Here is a 17,151-nt window from a genome sequence, read left to right on the forward strand (position 1 = left end):
TTTTCCTGGACGCTTTCAATCGACAAGGAGCAAGCATGAGCACGCTGCAATATCGCAATCTGGGTCGCCACGGCATCAAGGTCTCGCCGATTACCCTGGGCACCATGATGTTCGGCGGTCAAACGTCGGACGAGGTCGCCCAGCGCATCGTCGACAAGGCCTTCGAGCAGGGCGTCAACTTCATCGACACCGCCAACGGCTACAACGGAGGCGCCTCCGAAGAGGTGGTCGGACGCCTGATCGCCGCGCGGCGCAACCAGTGGGTGCTGGCGACCAAGTTCGTCAATCCCAATCCGGGGGCGCAGGGGCCCAACGACCAGGGCGCTTCGCGGCATAACGTGATCCAGTCGGTCGATGCCAGCCTCAAGCGCCTGAACACCGACTACATCGACCTGTTCTACCTGCACCGCGAGGATCACACCACACCGGTCGAGGAGACGTTGCGGGCGTTGGGCGACCTGATCCGCGCAGGCAAGATCCGCAGTTACGGCCTGTCCAACCACCGCGCCTGGAAGCTCGCCGAGTTCAGCCGCACGGCCGACCTGCTGGGCATCGAGCGGCCGAGTGCCAGCCAGCCGCTGTACAACCTGGCCAACCGCCAGATCGAGAACGAGCACCTGCCAGCCGCCGATTACTACGGGATTGGCGTGGTGTCCTACAGCCCCCTGGCCCGAGGCGTGCTCACCGGTAAATATGCGCCGGACCAGCCGCCTGCCGAGGGCACCCGTGCCGGGCGCAACGACAAGCGCCTGGCGCAGACCGAATGGCGCCCCGAGTCGCTGGACCTGGCCCAGCGCGTGCGCGCGCATGCCGAGGCCCGCGGCATCACGCCGGGGCAGTTCGCATTGGCCTGGGTGCTGAACAACCGTTTGATCACCTCGGCGATTGCCGGGCCGCGTACTGAGGCGCAGTGGGATGACTACATTCCGGCGTTGAATTATGCGTTCACTGCCGAGGACGAGGCGTTCATCGATGACCTGGTGGTGACCGGGCATTCGTCGACGCCGGGGTACAACGACCCGAGCCATCCGTTCCATGGGCGGCAGTCGCGGGTTTGAGGGAAGGGCGTGAGGTGTTCGCCTGGGATTGATGGTGGCGCATCAATCGAGCGCCGCCCGCGCGGCGCATCGCGACGCAAGGCCGCTCCCACATCTGTTTCGGGCCAATCATGTCTGGTAGGCCATGGTTGCCGGCCTGGTGGGCCCGGCGCGATATCTGTGTTGCCGCAGGGCGCACCCCCGATATTCAGTGGTGCGCCAAAGGCGAGCAACCATGGCCTGACAGACATAGGCACGTTGCAACAAATGTAGGAGCGGCCTTGCGCCGCGATGCGCCGCGCGGGCGGCGCTCGATTTCAGCGGCCCTGCAGATCCCAAGCGAACCACTCGCTGTTTGCCAAAACCACAAAAAAATCCAACCCAAACACGTTCGTACCCGGAGACCCACGATGTCCCACGCCTCCCACGTAACGCCCAGCGCCGCGCTCGACACCCTGTGGTACACCCGCTGCCCGGTGCCCACCACATCAGGCATCGCCCAGCATAAGCGCTGGCTGCAAGACGCCTTCGCCGCCCAGGGCATCACCCTCGACTCCATCCGTGCCTCCGGTGACCGTGCGGTGCGCGAATCGCATTTTCGCCACAGCCTGCCGGGCAGCTTCCGCGAAGGCGGTAACGTGCCGCCGATCTGGGCGCGTGCCAAAGGCCAGGACACGGTGGTGGTGGCGATCACCTGGGTCGACGAAGAACAGTGGGTGCTGGTGCGCGCCGACGACGACATCAAGACCGTCGCCGACTTGCCTGGGCGGCGCCTGGGGCTGGTGCGCAAGAGGGCGGGCGAGCTCGTCGATGTCGGCCGCGCCGAAGCGCTCCGAGGGTTGCTGACAGCATTGCAGATCGGCGGTGTATCACGCGAGGCGGTAACCTGGGTCGACATCGAGGCGCCGGAGTGGGAACTCAAGGAAGCCGGCGCGGGCCAGCAGGATCATCACGCCTTGCCTACCCAGGCGCTGCTCGATGGCACGGTGGACGCAATCTTCATCAAGGGCGCCGGCGTGGCCAAGGCATTGGCGCACGGCTTGCGGCCCATCATCAACCTCAACGAACAGACCGACCCGTTGCTGCGCCTGAGCGCCGGGTCACCGCGCCCGGTCACTGTCGACCGGCAGACCCTGGTGCGCGCGCCCGAGCTGGTGGCGCGCTACCTGGCGGTGTTGCTCAAGACTGCCCAGTGGGCGGCGCAGAACCCTGGGCCGGTGGTGGCGGCAGTCGCGGCGGAAACCGGGGTGCCAGCCGACGACGTACGTCTGGCGTTTGGCCCGAGGTTGCATCTGGCATTCGAGCCACAGCTGACGCCTGTGTACCTTGAAGGGCTGCGGCGGCAGAAGGCGTTTCTGCTGGCCGAAGGGTTTCTTGAACAGGACTTCGATTTCGACAGCTGGGTCGATCCGGGGCCTTTGGCAGCGGCGGCGGCGTTGGTCGGGCAGATTGCGTTCGAGTCTTGATCGCATCGAACCCTTCGCGGGCAAGCCCGCTCCCACAGGTACAGCAGCGTCCTTGAAGGTGTGGGAGCGGGCTTGCCCGCGAAGGGGATGCACAATTTTGTGCCGTTCAAATAATTTGCATATTAGCTTAGTCCTAAAATCAATTTCATTAATCTAATCATGCCCGTTAGAGTGGCTCGCCTGTCCAGCATGTTTTCAGGAGTACAGGATGTCAGTGCGTAGCCGTCTTTCGATTTTTCTCATTGCCTCATTGGTCGCGGTCCAAGGGATCGCCGCCGAACGCCTGACCCTGCGCATCGGCGACCAGAAGGGCAACATGCGCGCCCAACTGGAGGCCGCAGGTGCCCTGCGCGATCTGCCCTACGACATTCACTGGGCCGAGTTCCCAGCTGCCGCTCCGCTGGCCGAGGCGCTCAACGCCGGGGCGATCGACGCTGGCATCATCGGCGATGCGCCGCTGTTGTTCGTGCTGGCTTCGGGGGCGCCGGTCAAGGCCATTGCCGTGGACAAGTCCGATCCCTACGGCACTGCCGTGCTGGTGCGACCGGACGCGGCGTTCAAGAGCGCTGCCGACCTCAAGGGCAAGCGCATCGCCACCGGGCGCGGCTCGATCGGCCATCACGTGGCGCTGAAGGCGCTGGATCAGGTCGGGCTGAGCGAGAAGGACGTCGAGTTCCGCTTTCTCGGCCCGGTCGATGCCAAGATCGCCCTGGCCAATGGTTCGGTCGATGCCTGGGCGACCTGGGAGCCCTACACCGCGTTGGCCGAGCTGAGCGGGCAGGGCCGTGTGTTGGTCAACGGTCGCGGCCTTTCCAGTGGCAACAGCTTCCTTGCCGCCACCGACAAGGCCCTCGACGAGCCTGCCCGGCGCGCCGCGCTGCAGGATTACCTGGCACGCCTGGCTGGCGCGCAGGTCTGGGCCTACCAGCACCTGGACAGCTATTCCAAGACCCTGGCCACCATCATCGGTTTCCCCGAAGACGCCGCGCACCTGCAGTTCGAACGCCGTCAGCTGCATTGGCAGGCAATCGACAGCAAGACCGTGGGCGAGCAACAGGAAACCGCCGATTTCTATCACGCCCATGGCTTGATGAATCAACGCCTCGACGTGGCGCCGACCTTCGCCACCGGCTTCACCGTGCCCAGCGCCGATGCGCTGGCAGCCCAACACTGATTCGGAGCGATCTCGATGCCCCCTTTCAAACACCTGCGTCACCTGGCCTTGGGCTTGCTGATCGGTGGCCTGCTGCCGTCGTTGGCCAGCGCCGAGCAAACCCTGCGCATCGGCTACCAGAAATCCTCGACCCTGCTGACCCTGCTCAAGGCCAGGGGCACGTTGGAGCAACGCCTGCAGGCCGAAGGCATTCGCGTCAGTTGGCATGAGTTTCCCAGCGGCTTGCCGCTGCTCGAAGCGCTGAACCTGGGCAATGTCGACCTGTCGGCTGATGTGGCCGACACGGTCCCGGTGTTCACCCAGGCCGCCGGGGCGAAGCTTACCTATTTCGCCCGCGAGGCGCCGTCGCCATCGGCCCAGGCGATCCTGGTGCCAGCCGATTCGCCCCTGAAGACGCTTGCCGATCTCAAGGGCAAGCGCGTCGCGGTGACCAAGGCAGCCGGCAGCCACTACCTGTTGATCCAGGCGCTGGCCAAGGCAGGGCTGAGCTTCAAGGACATCACCCCGGCCTACCTGATCCCCGCCGATGGGCGTGCAGCTTTCGAGAACCACAAGGTCGATGCCTGGGTGACCTGGGACCCCTACGTGGCCAGCGCCCAGCGCCAGCAGAACGCACGCATTCTGGCCGATGGCCAGGGCCTGGCCAGCTACCAGCGTTACTATCTGGCTGGCAGCGACTACGCCAAGGCCCATCCCGAGGTGCTCGAGCAGGTCTACCAGGCCCTGCGCGAGGTCGGCACGTGGACCAAGGCCAATCCTGAGGGGGCGGCGCGGGTGCTTGGCCCGCTGTGGGGCAACCTCGACAGCGCCACGGTGCAGCAAGCCAACGCGCGGCGCAGCTATGACGTGCAACCGGTGAAGCTGGACAACCTGGGCGAGCAGCAGCAAATCGCAGATGCGTTCTACCGCGAAGGCTTGTTGCCCAAGCCGGTGGATGCCAGGGCGGTCACGGTGTTCGAGCCGCACGCAGGGCAGTGAACCGGGCTCACTTGAAGAACTGGCTGGGGGTGATACCGAACTGGCGCTTGAACATGCTGGCGAACGCACTCGGGCTGTCGTAGCCGAGTGTGCCGGCCACATCGATGATGCGCTCGCCCAGTGCGATCCGTTCCAATGCCTGCATCAGTCGCGCCTGCTGGCGCCACTGGCCGAAGGTCATGCCGGTTTCCTTGCGGAACAGGCGCTGGATGGTCTTCTCGTCCACCCCCAGGCGCTCGCCCCAGTCGGCCACCGTCGAGGCGTCGTCGGGCGAGGACTGCAAGGTCGCGCAGATCATCTGCAGGCGCTTGTCGCCGGGGTGCAGCAGCTTCAGCGGCAAGGTCGGCAACACGCAGATCTCGTCGAGGATCAGGCGCATGATCCTGCCCGCGCGCGAATCGGCGGCAAAGGGTCCGGTCAGGGCCACCGAGGCCTTGATCAGCTCGCTCAGCAACGGCGAAATGCCAATGGCCTTGCTCTGCAGCGGCAGGTCGCTGGCGGCATCGGGGCGTACGAACACGCTGCGCATCTTCACATCGCCCACGCAGCGTATGGCGTGCACCTGGCCGCAGGGCATCCAGATCCCGCGGCTCGGTGGCACGGTCCAGCGCTCGCAGGCCGACTCGACGATCATCAGGCCGTTGATGGCATAGATCAGCTGGTGCTTGGCATGTGCGTGGGGGGCGATGTACCAGCTCGGTGGGTAGTCGGTCGCCCGGCTGCCTACCTCCCAGGGTGACTCGTCCACTTCTGCGAGAAAGTCCTGCTGAGATCTGACCATGTTGCCCTCACGCGCCCCGGGATGCTGCGCGGCCATGTTAGCAGCAGCGGCTCGGGCGTGCCTTGGAGCGGGTCATCGGCAGCAACGCCGTGGCCAGCCCCAGCAGCGGCAGGAACGAAATCACCTGGTACACCCAGACGATGCCGTGCTGATCGGCCAGCTCGCCGAGCCCGGCAGCGCCGATGCCGCTGATGCCGAACATCAGTCCGAACATCACCCCGGAAACCATGCCCACCCGGCCCGGCACGGCTTCTTGGGCATACACCACCAGCGCGGCGAAGGCAGAGGACATCACCAGGCCGATGGCCACCGCCAGTACCGCCGTCCATGCCAGGTTGGCGTATGGCAAGGCCAGGGCGAACGGCGCCACGCCGAGGAACGACACCCAGATCACCGCCTTGCGGCCAATGCGGTCGCCCACCGGGCCGCCGGCGAAGGTACCCAGGGCCACGGCGGCGAGGAACACGAACAGGTACAGCTGGCTCTGCTGCACGCTCAGGCCGAAGCGTTCGATCAGGTAGAAGGTGAAGTAGTTGGTGAACGAGGCGATGTAGACGAACTTGGCGAACATCAGCAGGGCAATGACGCCGACAGCACGCCACATCGCGCCTTTGCCAAGGCCTGGTGCCTGCTGGCCCGCCAGGCTCTTGAGCTGGGTCTGGCCGTGGCGCACGGTCCAGCCGGTGACCCGCAGCAACACGCACACCGCAAGCCCGGCCGCCAGCATGAACCAGGCGATGGCTGGCTGGCCGTGGGGGATGACGATGGCGGCGGTCAGCAGCGGGCCGATCGCCGAGCCGGTATTGCCGCCCACCTGGAACGTCGACTGGGCAGTGCCGAAGCGCCCGCCCGAGGCCATGCGCGCCACCCGCGACGCTTCCGGGTGGAAGGTCGCCGAGCCAACCCCGACCACCGCAGCCGCCAGCAGAAGCATTTCATAGCTGCCGGCGAAGGCCAGCAGGGCGATGCCGACTAGCGTTACCAGCATGCCGGACGGCAGCAGGAAGGGCAGCGGACGTTTATCGGTGTACATGCCTACCCAGGGCTGCAGCAGCGAGGCGGTCACCTGGTAGACCAGGGCGATCCAGCCGATCTGCGCGAAGCTCAGCGAGAAGTCGCTCTTGAGCATGGGGTAGATCGACGGCAGCACGGCCTGGATGAGGTCGTTGAGCAGATGGGCGAAGGCGGCGGCGCCGACGATGCGCACCACGAAGCCCTGGGGCTGGTCGTCGTGCGCCGTCGCTGCGGCCAGAGTGGCGGAAGGCGTCGTCATGGGTGTTTTCTTCTTTCGAGTGGGAACAAGGCATTGCCCAGGGAGGGTATCGATTGGGCGGTTTGCCTGTCTCACGCCGAACAGGCACCCACTAGCGCGAATCGGACATTATCGAGCAGCGATCACAATCCCAGTTCGCTGAGACCCGGATGCTCGTCCGGACGACGGCCGAGGGGCCAGTGGAACTTGCGCTCGGTCTCCAGGATCGGGTGTTCGTTGATACTCGAATGGCGGTGCTGCATCAGGCCGTCCTCGGCGAACTCCCAGTTCTCGTTGCCGTAGGCCCGGAACCATTGGCCGCTGTCATCGTGGTACTCATAGGCGTAGCGCACGGCGATGCGGTTGCCGGTGAAGGCCCACAGTTCCTTGATCAGGCGGTATTCCAGTTCGTGGTTCCACTTGCGGGTCAGGAAGGCCTGCACCTGGTCCCGACCACGGAGAAACTCCACGCGGTTGCGCCAAACGGTGTCGACGGTATAGGCAAGCGCGACCTTGGCCGGGTCGCGGCTGTTCCAGCCATCCTCGGCTAGGCGGACTTTTTCGATGGCGCTTTCGTGGGTGAACGGCGGCAGGGGTGGGCGGGACATCGCGGCTTCCTCGTGCTTGGGTGCGGATACCAAGCGTAGTACGCCTACGGTACGTGGAGAATATCCGGCATGCGCACATCATAATTGCGCCGGGCGAAACAGCCGGCCTCAGCGCACCTGGGCGGCCTGGTCGAGGTTGTCCAGCATCAGCTCGAAGAAGGGGTTGGAGGTCGCGCGCGAAAAGCTTCCGGCGTCGAGGATCAGCGCCCCGCGTTCGCCGCGCATGCTCAAGGTGCCCAGGTTGACGCCGTAGTTTTCCGCTTGGCTGGGCTGTTGACCGTAGAGCGCGTCGTCGAGCGGGAAGGGCAGGGCGACATGTGACAGCGAGAACAGCCCCGCCGGGTAGCTGGCGTCGAGCAGGTGCTCCTCGGCGTTGGTGGAGCCCGCCGCGTAGTGCAATGACCTCAGTCGCGCATCGCCTGGGCCGCGCGTGGCCACCAGGGTGCGCCCGTAGCCGCGCGCCGGCGCTGCGAACAGGCGGTCACGCAGGGCCGCCACCGTCGGGCGCAGCATTTCGTCGATATCCAGTGACGTGTTGGTGTCGAAGATGACCAGTTCGCTGCCGTTGGCTGGCAGGCGATCATAGAGCTCGGTCTGGATCGCCGCCGTGCTCACCGTGCCGTCGACCAGTGATTGATAGGTGATGATCGGTGCCAGTGCCTGCAAGCCTTCTGGGTTTTTGCTGGCATCGAGCAACTGCTGGCGCACCGCTTCGGTCAGCTCGTAGGACTGGCGCGCCGCATTGACCGGGAACGAGTTGTACTTGAACGGGTTGAACTCTGGCAGCACGCTCAGCCAGGCCGCCTTGGCGAACGCCGGGAACAACGCTGGGAGGCCGGCGATGCCGGCAAAGCGGGCAAAGCGGCTGACGCCGATCATCGGTGAGATCAGCACCAGATGGTCGGGCCGGGCCAGGTCGGGCGTGGCCAGCGCATCCAGGGCGTACTTGACCGCCAGCGCGCCGCCATTGGAAAAGCCGACCAGGTACAGCGGCTTGCCCGGTGCCTGGCGGGTGGCCTCGCGCACCGCCAGGCGGGTGGCCGCCATCCAGTCCTCCCAGTGCGCGGCGGTGAGGCCGGCGGGGACGCTGCCATGCCCAGGCAGGCGGATGGCGACGACCACGTAGCCCTTGGCCTGGAAATGGCTGGCCAGGTGGCGCAGGCTGTAGGGCGAGTCGGTCAGGCCGTGCAGCAGCACCACGGCGCCCTTGGGCGGCTGGGATGGCTCGGCGATGTACGAGCGGTTCCAGTCACGGGTGAGGTTGCCGGGGTACACACGGCTGTTGGCATCGAAACGGTTGAACGCTGAGGATCGCTCTGTGGCCAGGTGCTCGCGCATCTCCCGGTGCAGTGCTCGAAAGAGCTTTGCCTCGGCATTCACATAGTCTGCCCAGTCGCTGCGGTCGAGGGTTTCGGCATCTAGCTCTTCGGGCACGTAGGTGTGCCAGGGTTCCAGGCGAAAGTCGGCGATCGCGGTGATGCGAAAGCCGAACAGGGCGATCGATAACAGGGCCAGCACCAGCACTACCAATGAAACCATCAGCCGCCGCATCGGCATCCTTCCTCCTTGGAAACAGCAGGCTCGCCCGCCGCAATGGCAGGGGTTGGCGTTTTGCCTTGGGGGCGACTAGTGTCTGTGCATCGTCCCCGCGAGGCTTTGAGCATGAGGTGGTTGTCGTCAGTCGCAGGGATCGGCCTGCTGGTAGCAAGTCTGGTTGCAACTGCGGCCGATAGCGAGCGCGAAGGTGATTATTGGTACATCCAGACCAGCGTCTGGACCAAGCACTGGACCCATGATCCGGACCACAACAACCATCAGGAACTGGTCGGCATCGAGCGGGTTTACACCGACGGCGTGTTGTGGGGCGCGGCGACCTTCAAGAACTCCTTCTACCAGCGCTCTTACTATGCCTATCTTGGCAAGGTCTGGGAACATCCGGATTACCCACTGTACGTCAAGCTCAGTGCCGGGTTGATCGAGGGCTACAAGGGCGAATACGACGACAAGATTCCGCTGAACCGCTTTGGCGTCGCCCCGGTGATCATTCCTTCGCTGGGAGCCCATTGGGGGCCGGTGGGCGCGGAATTCGTGATCCTCGGGGCAGCGGCGGGCATGGTCAACGTCGGGCTGCGCTTCTAGCGATCAGTCCCATTGCGGGGCGAGGCCATCGGGGCTGACTTCGCGGCCATTGCGTTCGAGCCTGGCGATACGCGCCATGTCTTCGGCATCCAGGCGCAGGTCGCGGGCGAGCAGGTTGCTGGCCAGGTTCTCACGCTTGGTCGACGACGGAATCACCGCGTAACCCAGTTGCAGGGCCCAGGCCAGGGCTACCTGGGCGACCGTTGCCTTGTGCTTGGCGGCGATCTCGGCCAGCACCGGGTCCTTGAGTACCTTGCCGTAGGCCAGGGTCATGTACGAGGTGACGGTGATGCCTTGGGCCTTCAGGAACTCTGCCAGCTTGGTGTTCTGCAGGTAAGGGCTGAGCTCGATCTGGTTGGTGGCGATCTCGCCCTTGCCGACGACCTCGATGGCTTGTCGGGTCAGCTCGATATTGAAATTGGAAACGCCGATCTGGCGGGTCAGGCCTTGCTTCTTGGCCTCGGCCAGGGCGGTCATGTACTCGCGCAGTTCGACACCGTTGCCAGGTGCCGGCCAGTGGATGAGCAGCAGGTCGACGTGGTCGGTGCGCAGTTTTTTGAGGCTCTCGCGCAGGCTGGTGATGAGTTTGGTTTCGGCGTAGTTGTCGACCCAGATCTTGGTGGTGATGAACAGCTCGTTGCGCGGCACGCCGCTTTCGGCAATCGCCTGGCCAACGTCGGCTTCGTTCTTGTAGATCTGCGCGGTGTCGATGGCCCGGTAGCCCAGCTCCAGGCCGGTCTTGACCGAATCGATGACGGCCTGGCCGCAAAGGCGGAAGGTGCCGAGGCCGAAGGAAGGAATGCTCATGGCGCTGCTCCTGCTGAATGTTGAATGAACCGGTAGAGCCTAGTCGCTCCAGAGCCGGTTGATGTTCGAGTGGGGAACAGTGTGCGGGTTTCGATGGGATTGATTAAGGCGGGGTAGGGCCAAGGTCATTTGACCTGAAGGCAAGAGTGCCCAGGGATTGATGAAGCAAGTTTGCAGAAACGAAACGACCCGCCAATAGGCGGGCCGTTGGTGAAGCAGCGACGATCAGCGGCGGCGGAACAGCGGCAGCGGCTCGTCGGTGGCGGCCTGGTAGGTCACCGAGAAGTCCTTCAGGCCCTGCAGCGCGTCTTCCGGGTCCTTGTCGGCACGGATGGCGAAGGCGTCGAAACCGCAACGGGCCAGGTAGAACAGCTGGTCGCGCAGTACGTCGCCAATGGCGCGCAGCTCGCCCTTGAACTTGTAGCGGTCACGCAGCAGGCGCGCATTGGAGTAGTTGCGCCCGTCGGTGAAGGCCGGGAAGTTCAGTGCGATGACCTGGAAGTGCTCGACGTCGTCACCGATTTCCTCGGCTTGCTCGTCGCTGTCCAGCCACACGCCCAGGCCGCCGTCGCGGGCCTTGAGCACGTGGGCGTGGTCGCGCCACATCTGCAGCGGAACGATGTAGTCGTCGCAGTTGGTCAGCTCGTCGAACGAGGTTTCCTTGGGCAGCAGGTGCCAGGTTTCGTCGACGATCTGGTTGTTCTTAATGATTCGCTGCATAGACGCGCTCCTTGAAGGGGTCGATGCCGATACGCTGGTAGGTGTCGATGAAGCGCTCTTCCTCGGTGCGCTGTTCGACGTACACGTTGATCAGCTTCTCGATCACGTCGGCCATTTGCTCCTGTGCGAACGATGGGCCGAGGATCTTGCCCAGGCTCGCGTCGCGCGCGGCGTTGCCACCCAGGGAAACCTGGTAGAACTCCTCGCCCTTCTTGTCCACCCCGAGGATGCCGATATGGCCGACGTGGTGGTGACCACAGGCGTTCATGCAGCCGGAGATGTTCAGGTCGATCTCGCCGATGTCGAACAGGTAGTCCAGGTCGTCGAAACGGCGCTGGATGGATTCGGCGATCGGGATCGACTTGGCGTTGGCCAGCGAGCAGTAGTCGCCACCTGGGCAGCAGATGATGTCGGTCAGCAGGCCGATGTTCGGCGTGGCGAAGCCGCTTTCGCGCAGTTCCAGCCAGAGCGCGTGCAGCTGACGCTGCTCGACGTCGGCGAGAATGATGTTCTGCTCGTGGGAGGTGCGCAGGAAGCCGAAGCTGTAGCGTTCGGCGAGGTCCGCCACGGCGTCCAATTGCTTGTCGGTCAGGTCGCCAGGGGCGACGCCGGTGGGCTTGAGCGACAGGGTCACGGCCACGTAGCCGGGGCGCTTGTGGGCGCGGGTGTTGCGCGAGCGCCAGCGGGCGAAACCTGGGTTCTCGGCATCCTGGGCGGCGTAGTCGACGTTATCGAGGGCCAGGTAGTCCGGGTCGACGAAGTGACGCGAGACGCGCTGCACTTCTTCTTCGGTCAGGGTGGTGTTGCCGCCACGCAGGTGGACCATTTCGGCCTCCACCTTCTCGGCGAACACTTCAGGCGTCAGTGCCTTGACCAGGATCTTGATCCGCGCCTTGTACTTGTTGTCACGGCGGCCGTAACGGTTGTACACGCGCAGGATGGCGTCGAGGTAGCTGATCAGGTCCTGCCATGGCAGGAATTCGTTGATGAACGAACCGACCACCGGGGTACGACCCAGGCCACCGCCGACCAACACGCGGAAGCCCAGCTCGCCGGCGGCATTGCGTACCGGCTCGAGGCCAATGTCATGCACTTCGATGGCGGCGCGGTCTTCCTTCGAGCCGTTGATCGCAATCTTGAACTTGCGCGGCAGGTAGGCGAATTCCGGGTGGAAGGTGGTCCACTGGCGAACGATCTCGCACCACGGGCGCGGGTCGATGATCTCGTCTGCGGCAACCCCGGCGAACTGGTCGGTGGTGGTGTTGCGCAGGCAGTTGCCGCTGGTCTGGATCGCGTGCATCTGCACGGTGGCCAGCTCGGCGAGGATGTCCGGGATATCTTCCAGGGCCGGCCAGTTGAACTGCACGTTCTGGCGGGTGGAGATGTGGGCATAGCCCTTGTCGTAGTCGCGGGCGATCTTGGCCAGTGTGCGAACCTGGCGTGCGTTCAGTTGGCCATAAGGCACGGCGACGCGCAGCATCGGGGCGAAACGTTGGATATAGAGGCCGTTCTGCAGGCGCAGAGGGCGGAATTCTTCTTCGCTCAGCTCACCGGCCAGGTAGCGGCGGGTCTGATCACGGAACTGCTTGACGCGGTCCTCGATGATCCGCTGATCGTACTCGTCGTATACGTACATAAAAGTCCTGTCTCAGGCTGCATGCAGCTATTCGCGCGCACGGCCGCGCACTCCGGTTCGGAGCCGGCGAACGATAGCAGGTTGTGTTTATGCGCTAAAGTGATGTTTTTGCATATGAAAAGAACCAAAAGAACTAAGTGAGACTAACTGCCATTTGTAGCGTTCGTCGGCGATCGAAGACCCTGCTTGAGGGAAGGGCATTGCTCGTCTTTACTGGGGGTTGAAGTGCATTTCCCATAACACTACAAGAGGCAATGCAATGGGCAACTCAACCAAGGTCCGCAAAGCTGACAGCAGCGTCGATGCCTGGGCGATCCTGTGCCTGATCGTTCTGGTGGTGGTCACTGCCGTGTATTGGGTCAGCCACCAGTAGCCTTAATCCTGCCACCGTGATGTGCCTGTACCGCCGCAGCTCAGCGAGCGGTCAGGTGCACGGCCAGTTGTACCAGGCCGATCAGCACCAGAATGAACACCAGCGTGAACACGACACCGAACACGATGAAATGGCTCGCCTTGCCATGGGTGAAGTCGCGCGTGCGATTCTTGCCGCTTTGTACGCCGAACGCGGCGGCGAGGACGCTGTGCAACATCTGCCAGAAGGTCGGTGGCTTGCCTTGGCTGGAATCGTCCATGGTGGCTCCTGAGGTAATCAGAGGCAATCAAGGACAGTGTAGGCCCATTCGCCGGCAAACCGGCTCCAACAGATCGGTGGAGAACCTGCAGGAGCCGGCCTGCCGGCGAAGCGGTCTCAGCTCTCGTAACCCAGGTTCGGCGCCAACCAGCGCTCGCTCACGCTAACCTCCTGGCCTTTACGCGCGCTGTAGCCTTCGATCTGGTCCTTGTCGACCTTGCCCACGGCAAAGTATTGCGCCTGTGGATGGGCGAAGTACCAGCCACTGACCGCCGCCGCCGGGAACATCGCGAAGTGTTCGGTGAGGAACACCCCGCTCGGCCCGGTTTCGCCGATGGCGCTGCCGTCGAGCAGGCGGAACAGGGTCTCCTTCTCGGTGTGATCGGGGCAGGCCGGGTAGCCCGGGGCAGGGCGGATGCCGCTGTACTGCTCCTTGATCAACGCCTCGTTGTCCAGATGCTCGTCCTTGGCATAGCCCCAGTGCTCTTTACGCACCTGCTCGTGCAGCCACTCGGCGCAGGCTTCGGCCAGGCGGTCGGCGAGGGCCTTGACCATGATCGAGCTGTAGTCGTCGCCCTTGTCCTGGTAGGCCTTGGCCACTTCCTCGGCACCGATGCCGGCAGTGGTGATGAAGCCGCCCACGTAGTCGGTGACGCCGCTGGATTTCGGTGCGACGAAGTCGGCCAGCGACAGGTTAGGCTTGCCGTCAGGCTTGATGGTCTGTTGGCGCAGGTGGTGCAGGGTGGCCAAAGGCTGGCCGTCGGCGCCGTAAACCTCGATATCGTCATCGGCCACCTGGTTGGCCGGCCAGAAGCCGAATACCGCGCGGGCGCTGATGAGCTTCTCGTCGATCAACTTGTCGAGCATCTCGCGGGCATCTTTATACAGCGCCGTGGCCGCTTCACCGACCACTTCATCGGTGAGGATGCGCGGGAACTTGCCGGCAAGGTCCCAGGAAATGAAGAACGGGGTCCAGTCGATGTACTCGGCCAGGGTGCGCAGGTCGATGTCTTCCAGCACCTTGACGCCGGTGAAGGAGGGCACCGCTGGCTGGTAGCCGGCCCAGTCGTACTTGGGCTTGGCCGCCACCGCCTGGGCGTAGCTCAGGCGCTCGGTGCGGGCACTGCGGTTGGCGGTGCGCTCGCGGACCTCGACGTAGTCCTGGCGGGTCTTCTCGACGAAGCCCGGCTTGAGTTCCTTGGACAGCAACTGGGTGGCCACGCCGACTGCACGCGAAGCATCGGTGACATAGACCACCGCGTCATTGCTGTACTTGGGCTCGATCTTCACCGCGGTGTGCGCCTTGGAGGTGGTGGCGCCACCGATCATCAGCGGCAGGTTGAAGCCCTGGCGCTGCATTTCCCGGGCGACGTGGACCATCTCGTCGAGAGACGGAGTGATCAAGCCGGACAGGCCGATGATGTCGCATTCTTCGTCGCGGGCGGTCTGCAGGATCTTCTCCGCCGGCACCATCACGCCGAGGTCGACGATGTCGTAGCCGTTGCAGCCGAGCACCACGCCGACGATGTTCTTGCCGATGTCGTGCACGTCACCCTTGACCGTGGCCATGAGGATCTTGCCCTTGGCCTCGGGCTTGTCGCCTTTCTCGGCTTCGATGAACGGGATCAGGTGGGCCACGGCCTGCTTCATCACGCGGGCCGACTTGACCACCTGGGGCAGGAACATCTTGCCCGCGCCGAACAGGTCGCCGACCACGTTCATGCCGTTCATCAGCGGCCCCTCGATGACCTCGATGGGGCGTGCGCACCGCTGGCGGCACTCTTCGGTGTCTTCGACGATGAACGCCGTGATGCCCTTGACCAGGGCGTGCTCCAGGCGTTTTTCAACCGGCAGCGAACGCCACTCTTCGTTTTCGACTTCCTTGGTTGCACCGCCGCCTTTGTAGTCGTCGGCAATCGCCAGCAGGGCATCGGTGCCGTGCGGGGTGCGGTTGAGCACCACGTCCTCGACCTTCTCGCGCAGGGCGGCCGGGATCTCGTCGTAGATCTCCAGCTGGCCGGCGTTGACGATACCCATGGTCAGGCCGTTCTGGATGGCGTGGTAGAGGAATACCGAGTGGATCGCCTCGCGTACCGGGTTGTTGCCACGGAACGAGAACGACACGTTGGACACCCCGCCCGAGCTCAGGGCATGCGGCAGGTGGTCACGGATGTAGGCACAGGCCTCGATGAAATCGACGGCGTAGTTGTTGTGCTCCTCGATGCCGGTGGCGACGGCGAAGATGTTCGGGTCGAAGATGATGTCTTCAGGCGGGAAGCCCACCTCGTTGACCAGGATGTCGTAGCTGCGCTGGCAGATTTCCTTCTTGCGCGCGGCGGTGTCGGCCTGGCCGACCTCGTCGAAGGCCATCACCACCACGGCGGCGCCATAGCGCTTGCACAGGCGGGCATGGTGCTTGAACTGCTCGACGCCTTCCTTCATGGAGATCGAGTTGACGATGCCCTTGCCCTGGATGCACTTGAGGCCCGCTTCGATCACTTCCCACTTGGAGGAGTCGATCATGATCGGCACGCGGGAGATGTCCGGCTCACCGGCGATCAGGTTGAGGAAGCGGACCATGGCGGCCTGGGAGTCGAGCATCCCTTCGTCCATGTTGATGTCGATCACCTGGGCGCCGGCCTCGACCTGCTGCAGGGCGACTTCCAGGGCTTCGGTGTAGTTCTCCTCACGGATCAGCCGGGCGAACTTGGCGGAGCCGGTGATGTTGGTGCGCTCGCCGACGTTGACGAACAGCGATTGGCGATCGATGGTGAACGGCTCGAGGCCCGACAGGCGGCAGGCCTTGGGAATCTCGGGGATTTCTCGTGACTTGTACTTGGCTACCGCTTCGGCGATGGCCTGGATGTGGCCCGGGGTGGTCCCGCAGCAACCGCCGATGATGTTGAGGAAGCCGCTGGCCGCGAACTCCTCGACCACCGTGGCCATTTCCGCCGGGGTCTCGTCGTATTCACCGAAGGCGTTCGGCAGGCCGGCGTTGGGGTGGGCCGAGACGTGGGTGTCGGCCTTGGTCGCCAGCTCTTCGAGGTAGGGGCGCAGGTCCTTGGCGCCGAGGGCGCAGTTCAGACCCACGGAAATCGGCTTGGCGTGGCGCACCGAGTTCCAGAACGCTTCGGTGGTCTGGCCCGACAGGGTGCGGCCGGAGGCGTCGGTGATGGTGCCGGAGATCATGATCGGCAGCTCGATGCCATCGTCCTCGAACACCTGCTGCACGGCGAAGATGGCCGCCTTGGCATTGAGGGTGTCAAAGATGGTCTCGATCAGCAGCAGGTCGGCGCCGCCCTCGATCAGGCCGCGAGTGGCCTCGATGTAGTTTTCCACCAGTTCGTCGAAGGTGACGTTGCGGTAGCCGGGGTCGTTGACGTCCGGAGAAATCGAGCAGGTACGGCTGGTAGGGCCGAGCACGCCGGCGACGAAGCGTGGCTTGTCGGGGGTCTCCAGGGTCTTGGCATCGGCCACCTGGCGGGCGATGCGCGCACCTTCGACGTTAAGCTCGTAGACCAGCGACTCCATGCCATAGTCGGCCTGGGAAATCTGCGTGGCGTTGAAGGTGTTGGTTTCGAGGATGTCGGCGCCAGCGTCCAGGTAGGCCTTTTCGATGGCCGCGATGACATCGGGGCGGCTCAGCAGGAGCAGGTCGTTGTTGCCTTTCACATCGCTTGGCCAATCGGCAAAGCGCGTGCCACGATAGTCGTGTTCCTCCAGCCGGTAGCTTTGGATCATAGTACCCATGCCGCCGTCGAGGATCAGGATGCGCTCCTTGAGTGCGTTCTGGAGTGCTTGGAGACGAGCGCTGCGGTCGGACATAAGAACTACCTGGTCGGGCAAATATCAGAAGGTGCGGAATCATAACAAAGCTGCGCGGATTTTAGGCGCATCGGCCATTTCCATGAATTATGCTCAT

General features: G+C 64.1%; 14 protein-coding genes. 5 read left to right on the forward strand and 9 right to left on the reverse strand.

From position 1 onward, the window contains the following. Positions 1–35 precede the first annotated feature (35 nt). The 4 genes from E6B08_RS11725 (at position 36) to E6B08_RS11740 (ending at position 4,655) form a co-directional block, all read left to right on the forward strand. Positions 36–1,058, forward strand: a complete 1,023-nt coding sequence (locus E6B08_RS11725) for an aldo/keto reductase (RefSeq protein ID WP_192938653.1) — start codon at positions 36–38, stop codon at positions 1,056–1,058. Positions 1,059–1,447: 389 nt separating this feature from the next. Further along, complete coding sequence (locus tag E6B08_RS11730) at positions 1,448–2,503, forward strand: ABC transporter substrate-binding protein (RefSeq protein ID WP_136914145.1); 1,056 nt, start codon at positions 1,448–1,450, stop codon at positions 2,501–2,503. 214 nt (positions 2,504–2,717) lie between these two features. Further along, on the forward strand, positions 2,718–3,677 hold the full coding sequence (locus E6B08_RS11735) for an ABC transporter substrate-binding protein (protein ID WP_136917386.1): 960 nt from the start codon (positions 2,718–2,720) through the stop codon (positions 3,675–3,677). 15 nt (positions 3,678–3,692) lie between these two features. Next, complete coding sequence (locus E6B08_RS11740; protein ID WP_136914146.1) at positions 3,693–4,655, forward strand: aliphatic sulfonate ABC transporter substrate-binding protein; 963 nt, start codon at positions 3,693–3,695, stop codon at positions 4,653–4,655. A 7-nt stretch (positions 4,656–4,662) separates the two neighbouring features. Here E6B08_RS11740 and E6B08_RS11745 read toward each other — a convergent pair whose 3' ends face one another. The 4 genes from E6B08_RS11745 to E6B08_RS11760 form a co-directional block, all read right to left on the reverse strand. Next, the gene (locus E6B08_RS11745; RefSeq protein ID WP_136914147.1) at positions 4,663–5,436 is read right to left on the reverse strand and encodes an AraC family transcriptional regulator; all 774 of its coding nucleotides are present in this window, start codon (positions 5,434–5,436) and stop codon (positions 4,663–4,665) included. 37 nt (positions 5,437–5,473) lie between these two features. After that, complete coding sequence (locus E6B08_RS11750) at positions 5,474–6,709, reverse strand: MFS transporter (RefSeq protein ID WP_136914148.1); 1,236 nt, start codon at positions 6,707–6,709, stop codon at positions 5,474–5,476. Between the two features lie 122 nt (positions 6,710–6,831). After that, positions 6,832–7,296 (reverse strand): DUF1348 family protein, encoded by a 465-nt coding sequence (locus tag E6B08_RS11755; RefSeq protein WP_136914149.1) that lies wholly within the window; start codon positions 7,294–7,296, stop codon positions 6,832–6,834. A 108-nt stretch (positions 7,297–7,404) separates the two neighbouring features. Beyond that, on the reverse strand, positions 7,405–8,835 hold the full coding sequence (locus tag E6B08_RS11760; protein ID WP_238349326.1) for an alpha/beta hydrolase: 1,431 nt from the start codon (positions 8,833–8,835) through the stop codon (positions 7,405–7,407). Between the two features lie 123 nt (positions 8,836–8,958). Between E6B08_RS11760 and E6B08_RS11765 the strand changes: the two genes are divergently transcribed. Beyond that, positions 8,959–9,435 carry a sn-glycerol-3-phosphate transporter gene (locus E6B08_RS11765; RefSeq protein WP_136914151.1) on the forward strand — a complete coding sequence of 159 codons (477 nt, stop codon included), beginning with the start codon at positions 8,959–8,961 and terminating at the stop codon, positions 9,433–9,435. A 3-nt stretch (positions 9,436–9,438) separates the two neighbouring features. On the opposite strand, the gene dkgB is transcribed toward E6B08_RS11765, so the two are convergent. The 5 genes from dkgB to metH all read right to left on the reverse strand — a co-directional run bounded on the left by dkgB (position 9,439) and on the right by metH (position 17,054). After that, positions 9,439–10,242, reverse strand: coding sequence for a 2,5-didehydrogluconate reductase DkgB (gene dkgB / locus E6B08_RS11770; protein ID WP_136914152.1), 804 nt, complete (start codon positions 10,240–10,242; stop codon positions 9,439–9,441). A 225-nt stretch (positions 10,243–10,467) separates the two neighbouring features. Further along, the gene (locus tag E6B08_RS11775) at positions 10,468–10,962 is read right to left on the reverse strand and encodes a DUF934 domain-containing protein (RefSeq protein ID WP_136914153.1); all 495 of its coding nucleotides are present in this window, start codon (positions 10,960–10,962) and stop codon (positions 10,468–10,470) included. Continuing rightward, positions 10,946–12,598 (reverse strand): nitrite/sulfite reductase, encoded by a 1,653-nt coding sequence (locus E6B08_RS11780; protein WP_136914154.1) that lies wholly within the window; start codon positions 12,596–12,598, stop codon positions 10,946–10,948. Before E6B08_RS11780 ends, E6B08_RS11775 begins: the two co-directional genes overlap by 17 nt. Positions 12,599–13,011: 413 nt before the next feature. Continuing rightward, complete coding sequence (locus E6B08_RS11785; RefSeq protein ID WP_136914155.1) at positions 13,012–13,230, reverse strand: DUF2970 domain-containing protein; 219 nt, start codon at positions 13,228–13,230, stop codon at positions 13,012–13,014. Positions 13,231–13,346: 116 nt separating this feature from the next. Then, positions 13,347–17,054 carry a methionine synthase gene (gene metH / locus E6B08_RS11790; protein WP_136914156.1) on the reverse strand — a complete coding sequence of 1,236 codons (3,708 nt, stop codon included), beginning with the start codon at positions 17,052–17,054 and terminating at the stop codon, positions 13,347–13,349. Between the last annotated feature and the right edge of the window lie 97 nt (positions 17,055–17,151).

Source organism: Pseudomonas putida (genome assembly GCF_005080685.1).
Taxonomy (GTDB): domain Bacteria; phylum Pseudomonadota; class Gammaproteobacteria; order Pseudomonadales; family Pseudomonadaceae; genus Aquipseudomonas; species Aquipseudomonas putida_V.